This is a genomic window from Paenibacillus sp. EKM206P (assembly GCF_011066155.1).
Lineage (GTDB): Bacteria > Bacillota > Bacilli > Paenibacillales > Paenibacillaceae > Paenibacillus > Paenibacillus polymyxa_D.
This window is the reverse complement of sequence record NZ_JAAMNQ010000004.1, coordinates 72886-89125: the sequence shown is the minus strand read 5'-3', so window position 1 is coordinate 89125 and position 16240 is coordinate 72886. Positions and strand designations below refer to the sequence as shown.

The following is a 16240-nucleotide window of genomic DNA, read 5'->3' as shown; positions in this document are numbered from 1 at the left end:
CAAAAAATTAAGTTTATATAGGGGGAGTGCTCGACTGTGTTGCATGCTGCAATTTTGATTCCATTTCTGCTGGCTGTTCTAATCCCGTTGACCAAGGGCATTTCGCGCTTTCATACAGGTTGGACAGTCTTGCCCGTACCCACAGCTCTTTTCCTGTATTTCCTGACAAGGATATCGAACATTCAGGCTGGAAATGATACGATGTCAACTATATCTTGGATGCCTTCGCTTGGGATTGATATTACGTTGCATCTGGATGGACTCAGCCTGCTGTTTGCTCTGTTGATTACGGGGATGGGTGCGCTGGTGATCTTGTATTCCATTTATTATCTTAATAAGCGGACGGAAGCGATTCGCCATTTCTACATCTATTTGCTCATGTTTATGGGAGCAATGCTTGGTGTCGTTTTGTCCGACAATTTGATGGTTCTATATGGATTCTGGGAGTTAACCAGTATTACTTCATTCCTGCTGATCGCCTTTTGGCACCGACGGGAAAGATCCCGTTATGGAGCGCTGAAGTCGATGCTAATCACTGTCTTTGGCGGGCTGGCGATGTTCGCGGGGTTCAATCTGCTCTACGTAATGAGTGGAACGTACAGCATTCGGGAGATTATAGCCCAAGTCGGCTTATTGACCGAGTCCCCGTTGTTTATTCCGGCGATGCTGCTGATTCTACTGGGGGCATTCACTAAGTCCGCACAATTTCCTTTTCACATCTGGCTGCCCGATGCCATGGAGGCACCGACACCTGTCAGTGCTTATCTGCATTCAGCTACAATGGTTAAGGCGGGGTTATACCTTGTGGCGCGTCTTAGCCCCGTATTCGCTGGTCAGTCCGAATGGTTCTGGTTGGTCTCACTTTCCGGTCTGGTCACGCTTTTTTATGGATCGTTTAAAGCGATTAAACAAACAGATCTTAAAGCTCTGCTTGCCTATTCCACCATTAGTCAGCTCGGTCTGATTATGTGTTTGCTCGGGCTGGGATCGGCTTCTGCCTTTTTTTCTGGTACAGAGGAGTCGTTATTCTATACGACGGCTACTGCGGCGGCCATCTTTCATCTGATCAACCATGCCGTCTTTAAAGGCTCTCTATTTATGGTGGTTGGTATTGTCGACCACGAGGTGAACACTCGGGATCTGCGCAAACTCGGCGGTTTAATATCCTTAATGCCGGTCACCTTTTCTGTGGCGTTGATGGGGGCTTTCTCCATGGCAGGGTTACCACCATTCAGCGGTTTTCTGAGTAAAGAAATGTTCTTTACCGCTGTGTTGAATATTCGGGAGTTGGATGTTCTGAATACACAGTCGTGGATGATTCTAATTCCGGTGATTGCATGGATTGCCAGTGTATTCACTTTTGTTTACAGTATGATTCTGGTCTTTAAGACTTTTACGGGTAAGCTTCAGCCGGAGAAGCTCGATAAAATACCGCATGAAGCACCGCTGGGTCTGTTGATTTCCCCAGTCCTGCTGGTTTCACTCGCTGTGGTATTCGGCTTATTTCCTGATCTCTTGTCTTATTCTCTGATTGAGCCGGCTATGGGCTCGATCTATAATGAGCTATTGTCGCCAGTGGAAACCTTCGGTGTCTCCATACATTTCTGGCATGGTTGGACACCTGAGATATTCATGACACTGGGTGTTATCGCTGCCGGGACACTTCTCTATAGAAGATACACCCGACTGCGGATTCTGGATCGGGAATGGAACGGTAGCAATTTTCTTAATCTCTTGTATGATGGATCTCTTCAAGTGCTGGAGCGTGGATCGAACCGCTTCACAAATCTCTATATGACGGGATCAAACAGACACTATTTGCTTTATATATTTGGCTTTTTCGTCATTGCCTTGGGAAGTGTGATGCTTGGGACGCAAGGGATATCGCTGGGTATGGGCCACTATGCTCCGTTGGCCTTTTATGAGGCTGTCATTGTTGTTGTAATGCTTCTAGCAGCGTTTGCCGTACCCTTTGCCAAGTCGCGGGTCAACGCGATTTTGTTCACCGGTGCAGTCGGGTACATGGTGACCCTGCTGTTTGTTATCTTCCGCGCACCGGATCTTGCGTTAACACAAATGATCGTGGAGACAGTATCCGTCATTCTGTTCCTTCTGTGCTTTAAGTATCTTCCAAAGTTAAAGAAGGATAAGGAGCGTCTGAGCTTTAGATTGCCGAATTTGATTATCGCTGTAGGTGTAGGAATTACGATGACACTCATTGCGCTGGCAGCCATGGGCAGTAGTCCATTCGCTCCCATTTCGGAGTTTTTCCTTAAAGAAAGCTATTCCTTGGCCGGAGGGAAAAACGTAGTCAATGTCATTCTCGTTGACTTCCGGGGATTCGATACTTTATTCGAAATTATGGTTCTCGCTATTGCATCCCTCGGCATTTATGCCTTGATTAACTTGAAAATGGAGCCTGGTATTTCACCCGCCAACAAAAATAAGAAGGGGGGGGGAATTGCCTTTCCGCTCCGGAGTAATGATGTGATCCTGCGAACCCTGTCCAAGGTTATCATAATCGTGATTCTCACCTTCTCAATGTATTTGTTCTTTGCCGGACACAATAATCCGGGAGGTGGCTTCATCGGAGCGCTGATGACTTCAGCTGCGCTTATTTTGATGGCGATCTCCTTCGGAATGGACACGGTTCGTAAAGTCCTTCCGGTGAATTACCGCATGATCACGGCGGTGGGGCTGCTCATTGCAATTCTGACTGCGGCTGGCTCGTTTGTTTTCGGAGCCCCTTTTCTCAGCCATGCCTTTGGCCATTTCGATCTGCCTATTATGGGTGATACCGAGCTGGCTACAGCAGTCCTCTTTGATCTGGGGGTATACCTGGCTGTAGTAGGTGTGACCATGAGTATTATTTTTACCATAGGGGGGGATGAGTGAAATGGAACTGATTATGGCTGTAGCAGTCGGTATTTTATTTACAATTGGAGTGTACCTGATTCTATCTAAGTGTCTTCTGCGTATTGTTTTGGGTACTTCCTTGCTAACACATGGCGTCCATCTGCTGCTACTGACGATGGCCGGACTAAAGACGGGAGCTGCTCCAGTATTAGGAGGTAAAGCGGAAACTTATGTGGACCCTTTACCGCAGGCGTTAATTCTGACCTCTATCGTTATCAGTTTTGGAGTCACTGCCTTTTTCTTCGTGCTTGCTTACCGCTCATACCAGACGTTGGGCACCGATGAAATCGACAGTGTTAAGGGGGAAGAACAATGACCAATCTCTTGGCACTACCGATTTTAATTCCCTTGTGTACCGCCGTTATATTGATTTTTCTGAAGGAGAAGATTCTGCTTCAGCGGCTCATTAGTACAGTTAGCGCCATTTTGAATATTATAAGTGCTCTTGTGCTGATTTACCGCATTCATAGCGGGGGTATACAAACTTTGCAAATGGGGGGATGGGTGCCGCCGTATGGCATTGTGTTCGTGGGGGACATGTTTGCGGCTCTGCTTGTGCTGACCGCTTCAGTGGTAAGCTTGGGTATTCTCCTCTACTCCTTCCGCAGTATAGGGGCAGAACGGGAGCGTTTTTATTACTATACCTTTTTTCACTTCCTGCTTGTAGGTGTCTATGGATCATTTCTTACAGGAGATATGTTCAATTTGTTCGTTTTCTTCGAGGTTATGCTGATTTCCTCCTATGCCTTAATTTCACTGGGGGGAACGAAGCTCCAGCTTCGGGAAACATCCAAATATTTGCTTATTAACATTGTGTCTTCCACACTCTTTGTGGCGGCAGTTGCTTATCTATATGCGGCTGTAGGCACCCTGAATATGGCTCATTTGTCTCAGCGGGTTGCTGAAGCGGGGCAGGGCGGCGTACTCAATGTGATCGCTGTTCTGTTCCTGATTGTGTTCGCATTGAAGGCGGGGTTATTCCTCTTTTTCTGGCTGCCGGGTTCTTACAGTTCGCCGCCGTCTGCTATAAGGGCCTTGTTCGGTGCGTTACTGACAAAAGTGGGACTGTATGCAATCATTCGGACCTTTACTCTTATTTTTGTGAATGATCCCGGACTCACGCATACGTGGATCGCCTGGATGGCGGCGGCTACGATGATTCTGGGAGGACTGGGAGCGGTAGCTTATAATGATATTCCCCGTATTTTTAATTACAACGTCATTATCAGTATAGGTTTTGTGGCCTTCGGTCTGGCTGCAGCGACACCAGATGCATTGAATGGGGCGGTTTTCTATTTGCTGCACGATATGTTGGCGAAAGGATTAATGTTTATTCTTGGGGGCATCATTATCACTGCAGCGGGAACGGACCAATTAAAAGATATGGGGGGCCTCATCAAACGCTATCCCTTAATCGGCTGGATGTTCTTTACACTGGCCCTTGCACTTGTAGGTATTCCACCGCTCAGCGGGTTTGCCGGTAAAGTGTTGATCACTCGGGGCGGACTGGATGCCGGAATGCTGACATTATCCTTGATTGGGCTAGGCTCGAGTTTCCTTGTGCTGTATTCGCTGATCAAAGTATTCAGGCTTGCATTTTGGGGGAATGAACCCGAAGGCGACTTGCCGAGGATAGGGCTAAAAAGTGTGAATGCTGTGGCGGCCGGTTTGCTCGTTCTGGTTATATTGATGGGCATCGGGGCGGATTGGGTCTATTCCTATGTTGCACAAGCCGGGGATGTGCTGGCTCATCCCGCGCTATACATCGAAGCTGTAATAAAGGAGTAGATGAAGATGGTCTTTCAAATATTATTAAATCTGATGATTGCGTTGCTCTGGATGCTACTTAACAACGACTGGTCAGGGTCGCGGTTCACCATGGGCATTCTGCTAGGGATAGCCATATTGCTTGTTTTGCGTAAATTCCGTCCAGAACCTTTCTACCTGAAGCGTATATGGGCCATCCTAAAGCTGCTACTTCTGTTTATGCGGGAACTGATCGTTTCCAGCTTTGCGGTTATCCATCATATTCTCCGCCCGAAGCTGACGATCCGCCCAGGCATTTTTGCCTATGAGACCGCCCTAAAGTCAGATTGGGAGATCACTATTTTATCGTGCCTCATTTGTCTGACACCAGGAACGCTCACTCTAGAAGTATCTGGAGAAGGTCAAATGCTGTATATTCATGCCATGGACATACAGGACGCGACACTGCTTTCTGAGCAAATTAGAGGGACATTTGAAAAAGCGATCATGGAGGTGACACAGTGATAGTTTCGGCACTTTTGACTGCATCACTGGCTATTCTCTCCTTAGCCATATTAGGTTGCTTGTACCGTTTGATTAAAGGACCGACACGTCCGGATAGGGTAGCATCGCTGGACACGATAGGTATAAATCTGCTAGCTATGATTGCTGTGATCTGCATGCAGCTGAGGACACAGGATTTTATTGAGATTGTTCTTGTTATAGGAATACTGACGTTCATAGGAACAACGGCATTGGCGAGATATATAGAAAGAGACGCCGTCATAGATACTGGGGGTGATGAACTTGATCGGTGAGTTGCTTATTGCGATCCTTGTTTTACTCGGTGCTCTGTTCTGTGGATTGAGCGCGTTTGGATTGATGCGGCTGCCAGATGTTTATTTACGTTCTCACGCCGCAACCAAAAGTGCAACGCTTGGCGTGCTTTGCGTATTAACAGGAGCCTTTCTTTATTTTTTGTTTTATGTAGACGTGGTCAGTATCAAATTACTGCTTGCCATTGTATTTGTCTTTATCACTTCTCCCGTAGCCGGACATCTAAATGGAAGAGCTGCCTACCGTTCGGGAGTCCCTCTATGGGAAAACAGTGTTCAGGATGAGTTGGCGCCGGTATTGGAACAAAATACGTCTTCAAAACAACCAAAATGAAAGCAGCCCATAGTGCAGGATTTGCGTCATGTCCGTCTGGATTGATAATAAATGTGGAGGGATCGTGTGCACAATATTGTTTCAGTCCAGCCGTATTACAAAGCGGAAAGGATCGTAACTCCGTTAAAACAGGAAACAGTCATTCATCGTCGAGTTTTACACTTGTATACAACTAAAATTGTATCAGCGTACCGGGAGTTTTCTCTCAATGAGGTATATGATATATCGTTTAAAAGTATCGGGCAGGGCCATGGTGTTCTTTATTTGCATACGAAACAAGGTGTATTCCCTTATACTGTAGAATCAGATCCTAAAGACTTTATGATCGAATTCAAAAAAAATGTAGAAAAGTAAGATCGTTCGATATAAGAAATTTAAAAAGACCGCATCTATTTTGCGGTCTTTTTCTAATGCTTGAAGTTACATAAAGCTTTTAGCATGTGTTACATAACTGCGCAGAATCATGCCGAGGATGACGATGAACATACCCATCCATGATAAAGGAGACGGCATGGGGATATACAAAAAAATAATTCTCCCATTAATGCATAAAGAACTTCCAGAGATTGTGTTGCTTCTACGGTCCCAGCTTTTGCATATTTCCACGAACCTGATCTGTAGCTTTAAAAAATAAAACCGTAGCGATCACCCCTGAAAAACACAGCCACCAAGGCGGACTGTACCGTCTGTTCCTTACTTGGCATTCCCGCGCTGAAAACTCCATATAACGAAAGCAATAACCAGAAGGGTAAGCTAGCCAATGTCATCCCGAGCACACGTTGATAGGCATTCAATCGTCCCGCGCAGACTTCCATCATTTTGCGATTACCTAATGGATAGGCGAATGAGGCGAGTATGACAGGCAGAATTCCGAAAATAAAGGGACAAGCAAAGAACCAGAAATAATGGTAATTTGCCGGGTTCCCGCAATCAACCAACCCGGTGAATAAGCCGATGCGAAGCATAGCGGAGCATAAAATAAGCCAAATCCGATGAAGCTCCACCACAACCACGTTCCTGGTTGTTTCGTCATGACTTTCCAAAGAGGCTAGCTTTTGTTGGGTTATCACAATGACAACTAGAATAGGAACCATAAACAGATATCGCAACGAAGCAACCTTAGATTATTCATTTCAAGAGTTTCTTCACAGTTGACAAGGCAAAAGGGATGCTGTATATTACTGAAAGTTGATATTAATAGTAATTATTACGATTTATAGAAGAGAAAGCCGATATTCAAGGGAGCGTACCAGCGATGAATAAGAAAGCAATACCAGTAACAGTGTTGAGCGGATATTTGGGTGCAGGAAAAACAACGATTTTGAATCATGTATTAAACAATCGGGACGGAATGAAAGTGGCAGTCATCGTCAATGACATGAGTGAAGTGAATATAGATGCTGAGCTGGTTAAAAAAGAGGGCGGCTTGTCCAGAACAGAAGAAAAACTGGTCGAGTTGTCTAATGGTTGTATTTGCTGTACATTGCGTGAAGATTTATTGGTGGAGGTCAAGAAACTGACGGAACAAGGCGAGTTTGATTATATTTTAATCGAATCTACAGGCATCAGTGAACCTGTGCCAATCGCTCAAACCTTTACGTACGCCGATGAAGGAACTGGCATTGATTTGGCATCGCTGGCAAAACTGGATTGCATGGTGACCGTAGTCGATGCGAACCGTTTCTGGCATGATTTTGAATCAGGAGAAACGTTACTGGATCGTAGGCAGGCTACTGGTGAAGACGACACGCGTGATATCTCGGACTTGCTCATAGACCAGATTGAAACCTGTGATGTATTGATTCTGAATAAGTGCGATCTGGTTCAGTCTGCTGAGCTGGATAAGCTGGAGGGTGTGCTGCGGAGATTACAGCCTGAAGCCCGAATCATTCGTACTTCCAAGGGAAAGGTCGCTCCTTCGGACATTTTGAATACAGGGCTGTTCAATTTTGACAAGGCTAGTCAATCCGCTGGATGGATTCGGGAGCTGGAGCTTGAAAGCCATACACCGGAAACGGACGAATATGGGATAAATTCCTTTGTATATCGTCGTAGAAGACCATTTCATCCTGCAAGATTGGCTGAATTTATGAACTATTGGCCGGAGGAGATCGTTCGCGCCAAAGGTTTGGCCTGGATTGCAACCCCGCAGGATTGGGCAGCGAGTATTAGTCAGGCAGGACCATCTATTCAATTTGGCCCTGCGGGAAGCTGGCTTGCTGCATTATCCGAAGAAGAACGGCAGGAGATCGTTGCAGCTGACCCTGAGGCTCTGGACCAATGGGATGAACAATGGGGCGATCGCATGAACGAAATCGTCATGATCGGTATCGGAATGAATCGACCGGACTTGGAAGAAGAGCTAGATGAATGTCTGCTGAACGATAATGAAATGGATATGGACTGGTCCAGTTTTGAAAATCCGCTTCCTTGGCCGACATGATGAAGCTAGTTGATCCATTCATTAATAAAGTCCATACATTTTTTAGCTGCTGGAGAAACATTTTTTAAGGAAGCGGTAGCGATACCGATAGTACGGGAATGCCTCTCATCCAATGGACGAATAGAGATGTCGTAAGGAATGTGAGACAGGATCATTTCAGGAAGAATACTCACGCCTAGTCCATTCTGCACCATAGCCATAATCGCATGGTCATCTTCTAATTCATATTTGATTTTAGGTGACATATTATGCTGTGAAAAAATATTCCTTACATCGGTGTCACAGCCTGCAACAGGCATAATAAAAGGCTCATCTCTGAGCTGTTCTACTCGAATGGAGGCTTGCTTTCCCAGAATATGATCGGAAGGAAGTAGACAAAGCATGCTTTCTTCTTTTAAGGGCAACGCCTCTAATGTGTCTAGCGTGGGGAGGTTCACAAAGCCGAAATCAGCCTCCCCACTGATTATCCAGCTCTCAATTTCATGGTAGTTCCCATCGAGCAGTTTTATTTCAATAAGAGGAAACTGCTCATTGAATTTTTTTAGAATACGGGGCAGCCAATGAATAGAGACGCTTGAAAATGTGCCGATCTTTACGGTTCCGATTTCCAATCCTTTAATTAGAGCTACCTCTTGGTAGAGCTTTTCGTCCATTTGTACGATCTCTCTAAATTGCTTCATCAATCTTTCTCCGTTATTGGTCAATCTGATGCCTGAACGACCTCGGATCAGAAGAGTCAACCCTAATTCATGTTCCAATCCAGAGATCGCATGGCTGATTGCCGATTGTGTAAGATTTAAAACTTCCCCGGCCTTTGTGAAACTTCCCATTTCAACTACGCAAAGAAAAATCTTATATTTAAACAAATTCCTGTTCACTCCTATTTTTTTAATGAAATATATTCATGTATCATATCAGATATATTCATTTTTTTTATTTAATATTTATGATTATAATCAAATGAAAGAAAGGTTATATATTTTTGTTTTAGGAGGAACATATGAACTCAATTGCTAAAACTCCTCGGCCACCCTATTATGCGGCTATCTTTACTTCTGAACGTACGGAAGGAGATGGCGGATACGGAGTGATGGGAGACAAAATGGTGGAACTGGCTGCCGAGCAGCCTGGTTTTCTAGGTGTGGAAAGTGTTCGTGATCACAATGGAGTAGGCATCACAGTTTCCTATTGGGAGTCTCTAGACGCTATAAAAAATTGGAAACATAACGAGCTGCACAAGGTAGCGCAGGAAAAAGGGAAATCCGAGTGGTATAAAACATTTGGTTTAAGAGTGAGCAAGGTAGAACGAGATTATTTTTTTACAGTGTAAATAGGTTCAATATCTTTCTATTCATATTCAGTTCATAAACGTGGGTTATCCTCGCTATAGAAACCGTATAGGGAGGATATGAATGTGGATTATACAGACAAAAAAGAGACCTTGGCCATTGAAGCAAGGGGACTCGTTAAAACTTTTGGTGATAAGCATGCGGTTGACGGTGTCGATTTGAATGTCCATGCTGGCACGATCTACGGTGTGCTCGGCCCTAATGGAGCAGGTAAGACGACTACCATCCGAATGCTGTCAACGTTATTGCGACCTGATGGTGGATCAGCGCGTATCTTCGGGCACGATGTAGTAAAGGAGCCGCAGGTTGTGCGTCAATTGATCGGGGTAACAGGCCAATACGCATCGGTCGATGAGTCGCTTAGCGCTACTGAGAACTTGATCATCTTCTCTAGACTGCTTGGACTGGGACGTGCCGAGGCGCGTCATAAGGCAGCGGAGCTGTTGGAGGAATTTGGCTTGGCCGAAGCAGCCAAGCGACCGTTAAAAAATTTTTCGGGAGGCATGCGCCGCCGACTGGACTTGGCCGCCAGTCTCATCGCTAAGCCGCCGCTGATCTTCCTGGATGAGCCGACTACCGGACTAGACCCGCGCACGCGTGTCAAGATGTGGGACACGATCCGGCGTCTGGTCAAGACCGGTTCCACCGTACTGCTCACTACCCAGTACCTCGACGAGGCGGATCAACTTGCTGACCGAATCGCGGTGATCGATCATGGCCGGGTAGTCGCTGAGGGTACGGTGGATGAACTGAAAGCGGCAGTGGGGGCGTCGACTCTGCAACTCAAAGTGCAAAATCAACAGGACATTGAGAGAGCTGTTCAGATCGTTGAACAGGTGCTTTCAGTCAAGTCCAGCGTGTCAGTGGAAGTTGGAAAGATTATTTCTCCGATGGCCAATGCAGATCGGGTAACGGACCTGCTGATTGCCCTCCGTACTGGAGAGATTCGTCTAGCAGAAATGAGTGTGCAAAAGCCGACGCTTGACGAGGTGTTTTTGTCCATCACTGGTCATGGGGCACAAGTAAACGAGCAGCAGACGTCCCAAGGAGCGCATGCTGGGGAGGGGGCGAGAGCATGAAGAGCACTACGGTTATGACAGGTTTTGATCGCACTTTGAAGAAGTCTGTGAGTTTCAGACAGGCGTTCTTCAATTCCATGACGATGGCCTACCGGGGCATTCTGAAGATCCGGCATACTCCCGAGCAATTGTTTGATGTCACGCTCCAGCCGATCATTTTCACACTTATGTTTACCTATATCTTTGGTGGCGCCATCTCAGGAGACGTGCAGCATTATTTGCCGGTTATTATTCCAGGCATCCTCGTGCAGACTGTGATCTCGACCTCCGTCGTTACCGGCGTCCAACTACGTGAGGATATGGACAAAGGAGTGTTCGACAGGTTCAAGTCACTCCCAATCGCACGTATTGCGCCTTTGGCTGGAGCTCTGCTGGCTGACAGTATCCGGTATACTATTGCGACTGTACTTACCTTCGCCATGGGGTATATTTTGGGGTATCGGCCAGAGGGAGGGCTGCTGAGTGTTGCTATCGCCGCGCTTTTGGTCATCGTGTGTTCCTGGGCAGTCAGCTGGATTTTCGCCTTCTTTGGCGTGATTGCCCGCACTGCTTCCAGTGTACAGGGCATCTCCATGATTGTTCTGTTTCCGCTCACTTTTGTTTCCAACGCATTTGTGCCTGTGGACACAATGCCTGGTTGGCTACAGTGGTTTGTGAACGTCAACCCGATTTCACATCTTGTGAACGCAGTCAGGGAGCTTGCGAATACGGGAACGATTGGCGGGGAACTGGCGATCTCCCTGCTTGGCGCTACAGTCATTGTGGCGATTTTCGCGCCGCTTACGGTGCGTGCATATATGCGTAAAGCATAAGATGGCAGTCTTCTTGACGAGGATGAGAGATTTAAGGCAGAACTAGTTAGGGGGATTGAAATGGCGCGTGTATTGGTCGTTGATGATGATCCGCATATTCGCGAACTGGTCGGACACTTTTTGAGGATGGAAGGTCTGGAGGTAGTCGAGGCGGTGGATGGATTGGACGCGATGCGCATTTTTGATCAAATCAAGGTCGATTTACTTGTTCTTGATATCATGATGCCGGGAATGGATGGTTGGGGGTTGTGTCGTAAGCTGAGAGAGCAAACCGACCTGCCGCTGCTTATGCTTACAGCTAAAGGCGAGACGACACAGATCGTGAAAGGTTTCGCGCTCGGAACGGACGACTATCTTGTCAAGCCATTCGACCCCATGGTGCTTGTTGCACGCGTGAAGGCTTTATTAAAACGTTATCGTATCATGGCTTCCAAATCAGTGACTGTCGGAGATCTTGTCCTGCGGAGTGATACATTTGAATGCCGGGCTGAAAAGAAGGAGTTTACCCTGCCGCGCAAAGAATTTGAGCTGCTCTTCAAGCTGGCCAGCTATCCTGGCAAAACCTTTACCCGCGACCAGTTGATCGAACAGATCTGGGGTTATGATTATGAGGGAGACGAAAGAACGGTTGATGTCCATATCAAACGCCTTCGGGAACGGTTTCCGGAGGCAAGCCACTCCTTCCGGATCAGTACGATCCGAGGATTGGGTTATCGGCTGGAGGTAAGGCAATGAAACGAGAACCGGGATTCCTCCATATCCTTGCGAGACTCATGCTGGTGTTATTGGTGCTGTATCTCAGCTGGACTGCCGCGTTCTTTATTATGGAGGCGATCTATTCGCACATGTCATGGGCTCCCCATGGTTTGTTCGTCTTTCTTATGAATACGACGCTAGGCTTTTTCTTCTTCGGTATTATCAGTATGACGGTAAGGCGCTTCTTCCAGCCTAGAGAACAGCACGCTTTTACCGAAATGATCGATGCTTTAAAACGTATTTCGCAAGGAGACTTTCACATTAATCTGGATTGGGATCTCGGCGGGAGGAACGGAAAACATCGGAGGCCGCATCCTTATGTACAGTTGGTGGACAGTATCAATGATATGGCTGCAAATCTGAAGGCTATGGAAAAGCTGCGGGAGGAGTTTATTTCAAACGTATCCCATGAAATCGGCTCACCGCTGACCTCGATAATCGGATTCGCCAAGGCGCTCAAGGACGAGAATCTGGATCGTGAACAGCGAGACCGGTATTTGACGATCATCGAGACGGAGTGTATTCGTCTATCCAAGCTAAGCGATAATCTCATGAAGCTGGCGATTCTGGATTCGGAGCGGCATCTGTTTCGTCCGTCCCTTTATCGGCTGGACAAGCAGCTAATTTCGCTTATTCTCGCCTGCGAACCGCAATGGGAGGCTAAAAAAATCGAGATGACTGTTGAGGTGGATATCGTTGAGATCAACGCGGACGAGGATCTGATGGGCCAGGTTTGGGTAAATCTCCTTCACAACGCCATTAAATTTACACCACAGGGTGGAAGCATATCTGTTTCTCTTTCAAGTAACGGTGAACAGGCGGTTATCCGCATTGCGGACACGGGACAGGGCATCAACGAACAGGATCAGCAACGCATTTTTGAACGGTTTTATAAAGCAGACCAGTCACGGGCCCGAACTGCAGGAGGCAGCGGCTTGGGACTGTCCATTGCTTATAAAATAACAGAGATGCATACCGGCTCTATCTCTGTATCCAGCAAGGTGGGAGAAGGAACGGTATTTACGGTTATGCTGCCGCTGCGCCGGCAAGGAATGAAAGGCAGCAACAACTGTGAAATGTACACCGGCACAGTAATATAAAAAGGAGCGTCTTCAAAGCCATAAGCGGCTGAAGGACGCTCCTTTTTAACTCCCATGCTTATACTCTTATGGCATATGCGTATGTGCTCAGGACTTAGATGAATTTACCGGCTGCATTTCCTGGATAGCTTCCTTCAAGTTGTGTGAGCATAGCTCATACAACTGTTTCCTTTGCTGTTCGCTGGAATTCGTAGCCAGTTTTTGCAGCTCGGTTGTACATTGCTGCAGCAGCGTCAGCACAGCTTGATTCGAATCCTGTGCCTTGGACATCTGTACATTATCACTGTATGGGTCAATATATAGCTCCCCTTGCGTGTCCACCTGCGCGAAAAACACATCTTTGACCGTCAGGCTCTTTTCCTTTAGCTTGGCATCCAGCCATTGTTGAGTAATCCCCATATATGCCATTTGTTGCTCCATAAGTTGTCCATCCATAATGACTGCTGTGGGTTCCTTCTCCGGTAGCTGAAACATATTCAAATCTTTAAGCGTCACAGGCTGCTTGTCTTTGGTTAACAGCACATTGACTTCGCCACTGGTTTCCATGAGAGCAAATTCTACATCAGATACTTTGAATACATTCTTGCTTCGTAGCTGCTCCATGAGTTCATCCAGGGTGAGCCGTTCCTTTCTCAGATTATCCTCTAAAATTTTGCCGTCTTTGATCAGGATTGTTGTCCTTCCATCTGTTATATCTCTGATTTTCTTGCTTTTAATTTGCAAATATTCAATGCCAAGTGTTGTCAGTACCCATACTGACAAGGCTATGAGGCCTAGATACCAGGTGGATTCACGCTCCATAGGAATGGTAGCAGCCAGGTTACCTATCGTGATTCCTGTTATATATTCGAACAAGGAAAGCTGGGATACCTGACGTTTTCCAAGAATTTTGGTGATTAAAAATAATATAGCGACAGCCATTAATGTGCGTATAGCAACCTCGGCCCAATCCTGCATTTACTCAACCCCATTTCATTTCGCCACAAGGGCGCTACTATTCCAAGGATATCCGCGTCAAGGCACATTTAAACTCCAATTCCCCTAAATTTAAATAACTGAGCTACCAATAAACCGATTAAATACGATATAAGATTAAAATTTTCTATCGTTGAATTAGCAATGTCTATTACACAAGCGATTGACGGAAAAGGGTCGGCAGGATACATTATAAATATAATCCTTATTTAATTCATCGGAATTATAAACATTAAGCTCACGGAGGTATGTATATGTCGTCCAAACCTAAAGTTGTATTGTGGAGCAAAACCGGCTGTCATTTTTGTGGAGAGATCAAATCGTACCTGGAATCCCAAAATCAGCCGTATGAAAATATCCAAGTGGACGGAAATGATGCGCTGCGTGACGTGCTGGAAACCAAATATGGTGTTCGTTATGTTCCTGTCGTCGAAGTAGGCGGGGATAACAAATATGAAGCCCTGCTCAACCCGGATCTGGAAGAGTTGGGTAAAGTGCTGGAAAGTTACAATCAAGTGGTATAACAATCATGTTCAAGAGAGGTGGAAGAGTTATGGCTAAGAATAAACAAATTAAATTTGGTGCGATTATTCACGGCGTTGGGGGAAGCATGACGACTTGGCGTCACCCTGAAGTACCTGCGGACGCGAGTGTTAACTTTGAATTTTATAAAACGCAGGCACAAAAGGCAGAGGAAGGAAAGTTTGACCTCGTATTTATCGCAGATGGCCTGTTCATTAACGAAAAATCCATTCCCCACTTTCTAAACCGTTTTGAACCAATTACGATTTTGTCCGCTTTGGCTGGGGTGACGAAGCATATCGGACTGGTCGGCACATTGTCGACTTCCTATAGCGAACCGTTCACGGTAGCACGCCAGTTTTCTTCCATTGATCATATTAGCGGAGGTCGTGCAGGCTGGAATGTGGTGACTTCCCCGCTGGAAGGCTCTGCCCTTAACTTTAGCAAAGGCGAGCACCCGTCGCATCCGCAGCGCTATAAAATTGCAGAGGAATATTTACAGGTTACCAAAGGACTGTGGGACTCGTGGGAAGCGGATGCGTTCGTTCGTGATAAGGAAGCTGGAGTATTTTTTGATCCTGAAAAGCTGCATACATTGAACCATAAAGGTGAGTTTTTCTCTGTGCAGGGTCCGCTGAACATTGGACGATCCAAGCAGGGACAGCCGGTTATTTTCCAGGCAGGTTCCTCCGAGGATGGCAAAAACCTGGCCGCTAAGGAAGCGGATGCTGTATTTACAGGACATGAAACGTTAGAGGAAGCGCAGCAGTTTTATCGTGATGTGAAAGAACGTGCGGTACGCTATGGTAGATCCGAAGAGGATATTGTCATTTTGCCGGGCATATCGCCGATTATTGGCAATACAACGGAGGAAGCGGAACGTAAGTATGAAGAGATCACTAATCTGGTGACGATTGAGGCTGCGCTAAAATATTTGGGACGTTTCTTCGATCATCATGATTTCTCACAATATCCGCTGGATGAGCCATTCCCTGAGCTTGATGGTATTGGCAGCAATGCGTTCCGCAGCGGTACAGATAAAATCAAACGAGTAGCCAAGGAACAAAACTTGACCTTACGCGAGGTTGCGTTGCGTTCAGCTACACCGAGAACCTCTTTTATCGGAACCGCTGAGCAGGTGGCGGATCGAGTGCAGGAGTGGTTTGATAGAAAAGGAGCAGACGGATTCATTATTGGTTCTGATGTACCATCGGGTCTGCATGACTTTGTAAATTTGGTTGTGCCTATTTTGCAGGAACGCGGTATTTACCGTCAGGAATATGAATTTAGTACACTGCGCGAAAATCTGGGAGTGCCTATTCCTGAGAACCGCTATACAGCAGCCAGATCCAAAGTGAAGGTTGACGCATAA

The 16240-nt window shown here is 46.3% G+C and carries 17 protein-coding genes and 1 pseudogene; 15 read left to right on the top strand and 3 right to left on the bottom strand.

The features are described from left to right. Positions 1-36 precede the first annotated feature (36 nt). From G9G53_RS10205 to G9G53_RS10175, 7 genes are all read left to right on the top strand, one after another. A complete protein-coding gene (locus G9G53_RS10205; protein WP_165147330.1) occupies positions 37-2895 on the top strand; it encodes a Na+/H+ antiporter subunit A in 2859 nt (952 codons plus the stop codon). 1 nt (position 2896) lies between these two features. Continuing rightward, positions 2897-3232 carry a Na(+)/H(+) antiporter subunit C gene (locus G9G53_RS10200; RefSeq protein WP_165147327.1) on the top strand — a complete coding sequence of 112 codons (336 nt, stop codon included), beginning with the start codon at positions 2897-2899 and terminating at the stop codon, positions 3230-3232. After that, positions 3229-4704: a Na+/H+ antiporter subunit D gene (locus G9G53_RS10195; protein ID WP_165147324.1), complete on the top strand. Its 1476-nt coding sequence runs from the start codon at positions 3229-3231 to the stop codon at positions 4702-4704. Before G9G53_RS10200 ends, G9G53_RS10195 begins: the two co-directional genes overlap by 4 nt. A 6-nt stretch (positions 4705-4710) precedes the next feature. Continuing rightward, positions 4711-5187 (top strand): Na+/H+ antiporter subunit E, encoded by a 477-nt coding sequence (locus G9G53_RS10190; RefSeq protein ID WP_165147321.1) that lies wholly within the window; start codon positions 4711-4713, stop codon positions 5185-5187. Then, the gene (locus G9G53_RS10185; RefSeq protein ID WP_165147845.1) at positions 5187-5480 is read left to right on the top strand and encodes a Na(+)/H(+) antiporter subunit F1; all 294 of its coding nucleotides are present in this window, start codon (positions 5187-5189) and stop codon (positions 5478-5480) included. The genes G9G53_RS10190 and G9G53_RS10185 overlap by 1 nt, the downstream gene beginning before the upstream one ends. Beyond that, entirely contained in the window at positions 5464-5832 is a 369-nt protein-coding gene (gene mnhG, locus G9G53_RS10180) for a monovalent cation/H(+) antiporter subunit G (protein ID WP_165147318.1), read from the top strand. The genes G9G53_RS10185 and mnhG overlap by 17 nt, the downstream gene beginning before the upstream one ends. A 66-nt stretch (positions 5833-5898) precedes the next feature. Further along, a complete protein-coding gene (locus G9G53_RS10175) occupies positions 5899-6186 on the top strand; it encodes a hypothetical protein (RefSeq protein ID WP_238437775.1) in 288 nt (95 codons plus the stop codon). A 66-nt stretch (positions 6187-6252) separates the two neighbouring features. On the opposite strand, the pseudogene G9G53_RS10170 reads toward G9G53_RS10175, so the two are convergent. Next, positions 6253-6947 (bottom strand): annotated as a pseudogene (locus G9G53_RS10170) (DMT family transporter); the annotation flags it as partial. A gap of 140 nt (positions 6948-7087) precedes the next feature. Between G9G53_RS10170 and G9G53_RS10165 the strand changes: the two are divergent. Beyond that, positions 7088-8275 carry a GTP-binding protein gene (locus tag G9G53_RS10165; RefSeq protein WP_165147312.1) on the top strand — a complete coding sequence of 396 codons (1188 nt, stop codon included), beginning with the start codon at positions 7088-7090 and terminating at the stop codon, positions 8273-8275. 5 nt (positions 8276-8280) lie between these two features. Here the strand turns inward: G9G53_RS10165 and G9G53_RS10160 are convergent, their stop codons facing one another. Next, a complete protein-coding gene (locus tag G9G53_RS10160; RefSeq protein WP_029519105.1) occupies positions 8281-9141 on the bottom strand; it encodes a LysR family transcriptional regulator in 861 nt (286 codons plus the stop codon). A 134-nt stretch (positions 9142-9275) separates the two neighbouring features. Between G9G53_RS10160 and G9G53_RS10155 the strand changes: the two genes are divergently transcribed. From G9G53_RS10155 to G9G53_RS10135, 5 genes are all read left to right on the top strand, one after another. Next, complete coding sequence (locus tag G9G53_RS10155) at positions 9276-9605, top strand: antibiotic biosynthesis monooxygenase family protein (protein ID WP_013310063.1); 330 nt, start codon at positions 9276-9278, stop codon at positions 9603-9605. 78 nt (positions 9606-9683) lie between these two features. Beyond that, the gene (locus tag G9G53_RS10150) at positions 9684-10703 is read left to right on the top strand and encodes an ATP-binding cassette domain-containing protein (protein WP_165147309.1); all 1020 of its coding nucleotides are present in this window, start codon (positions 9684-9686) and stop codon (positions 10701-10703) included. Continuing rightward, complete coding sequence (locus tag G9G53_RS10145) at positions 10700-11515, top strand: ABC transporter permease (protein ID WP_029519108.1); 816 nt, start codon at positions 10700-10702, stop codon at positions 11513-11515. Before G9G53_RS10150 ends, G9G53_RS10145 begins: the two co-directional genes overlap by 4 nt. A gap of 60 nt (positions 11516-11575) precedes the next feature. Beyond that, positions 11576-12250 (top strand): response regulator transcription factor, encoded by a 675-nt coding sequence (locus G9G53_RS10140; protein ID WP_165147291.1) that lies wholly within the window; start codon positions 11576-11578, stop codon positions 12248-12250. After that, a complete protein-coding gene (locus tag G9G53_RS10135) occupies positions 12247-13371 on the top strand; it encodes a sensor histidine kinase (RefSeq protein WP_165147288.1) in 1125 nt (374 codons plus the stop codon). The genes G9G53_RS10140 and G9G53_RS10135 overlap by 4 nt, the downstream gene beginning before the upstream one ends. An 87-nt stretch (positions 13372-13458) precedes the next feature. On the opposite strand, the gene G9G53_RS10130 is transcribed toward G9G53_RS10135, so the two are convergent. Further along, positions 13459-14328 carry a DUF421 domain-containing protein gene (locus tag G9G53_RS10130; protein ID WP_069010217.1) on the bottom strand — a complete coding sequence of 290 codons (870 nt, stop codon included), beginning with the start codon at positions 14326-14328 and terminating at the stop codon, positions 13459-13461. 272 nt (positions 14329-14600) lie between these two features. Here G9G53_RS10130 and G9G53_RS10125 point away from each other — a divergent pair, with 272 nt between their 5' ends. Continuing rightward, positions 14601-14870, top strand: coding sequence for a glutaredoxin family protein (locus G9G53_RS10125; RefSeq protein WP_029519113.1), 270 nt, complete (start codon positions 14601-14603; stop codon positions 14868-14870). A 29-nt stretch (positions 14871-14899) separates the two neighbouring features. Further along, positions 14900-16240 (top strand): LLM class flavin-dependent oxidoreductase, encoded by a 1341-nt coding sequence (locus tag G9G53_RS10120; RefSeq protein ID WP_029519115.1) that lies wholly within the window; start codon positions 14900-14902, stop codon positions 16238-16240.

Coding starts and splice junctions, on each gene's coding strand:
- G9G53_RS10165 (WP_165147312.1), top strand. CDS start 7,088: ATGAATAAGAAAGCAATACCAGTAACAGTGTTGAGCGGATATTTGGGT.
- G9G53_RS10120 (WP_029519115.1), top strand. CDS start 14,900: ATGGCTAAGAATAAACAAATTAAATTTGGTGCGATTATTCACGGCGTT.
- G9G53_RS10130 (WP_069010217.1), bottom strand. CDS start 14,328: ATGCAGGATTGGGCCGAGGTTGCTATACGCACATTAATGGCTGTCGCT.
- G9G53_RS10140 (WP_165147291.1), top strand. CDS start 11,576: ATGGCGCGTGTATTGGTCGTTGATGATGATCCGCATATTCGCGAACTG.
- G9G53_RS10150 (WP_165147309.1), top strand. CDS start 9,684: ATGAATGTGGATTATACAGACAAAAAAGAGACCTTGGCCATTGAAGCA.
- G9G53_RS10195 (WP_165147324.1), top strand. CDS start 3,229: ATGACCAATCTCTTGGCACTACCGATTTTAATTCCCTTGTGTACCGCC.
- G9G53_RS10145 (WP_029519108.1), top strand. CDS start 10,700: ATGAAGAGCACTACGGTTATGACAGGTTTTGATCGCACTTTGAAGAAG.
- G9G53_RS10155 (WP_013310063.1), top strand. CDS start 9,276: ATGAACTCAATTGCTAAAACTCCTCGGCCACCCTATTATGCGGCTATC.
- G9G53_RS10125 (WP_029519113.1), top strand. CDS start 14,601: ATGTCGTCCAAACCTAAAGTTGTATTGTGGAGCAAAACCGGCTGTCAT.
- mnhG (WP_165147318.1), top strand. CDS start 5,464: ATGAACTTGATCGGTGAGTTGCTTATTGCGATCCTTGTTTTACTCGGT.
- G9G53_RS10200 (WP_165147327.1), top strand. CDS start 2,897: ATGGAACTGATTATGGCTGTAGCAGTCGGTATTTTATTTACAATTGGA.
- G9G53_RS10135 (WP_165147288.1), top strand. CDS start 12,247: ATGAAACGAGAACCGGGATTCCTCCATATCCTTGCGAGACTCATGCTG.
- G9G53_RS10190 (WP_165147321.1), top strand. CDS start 4,711: ATGGTCTTTCAAATATTATTAAATCTGATGATTGCGTTGCTCTGGATG.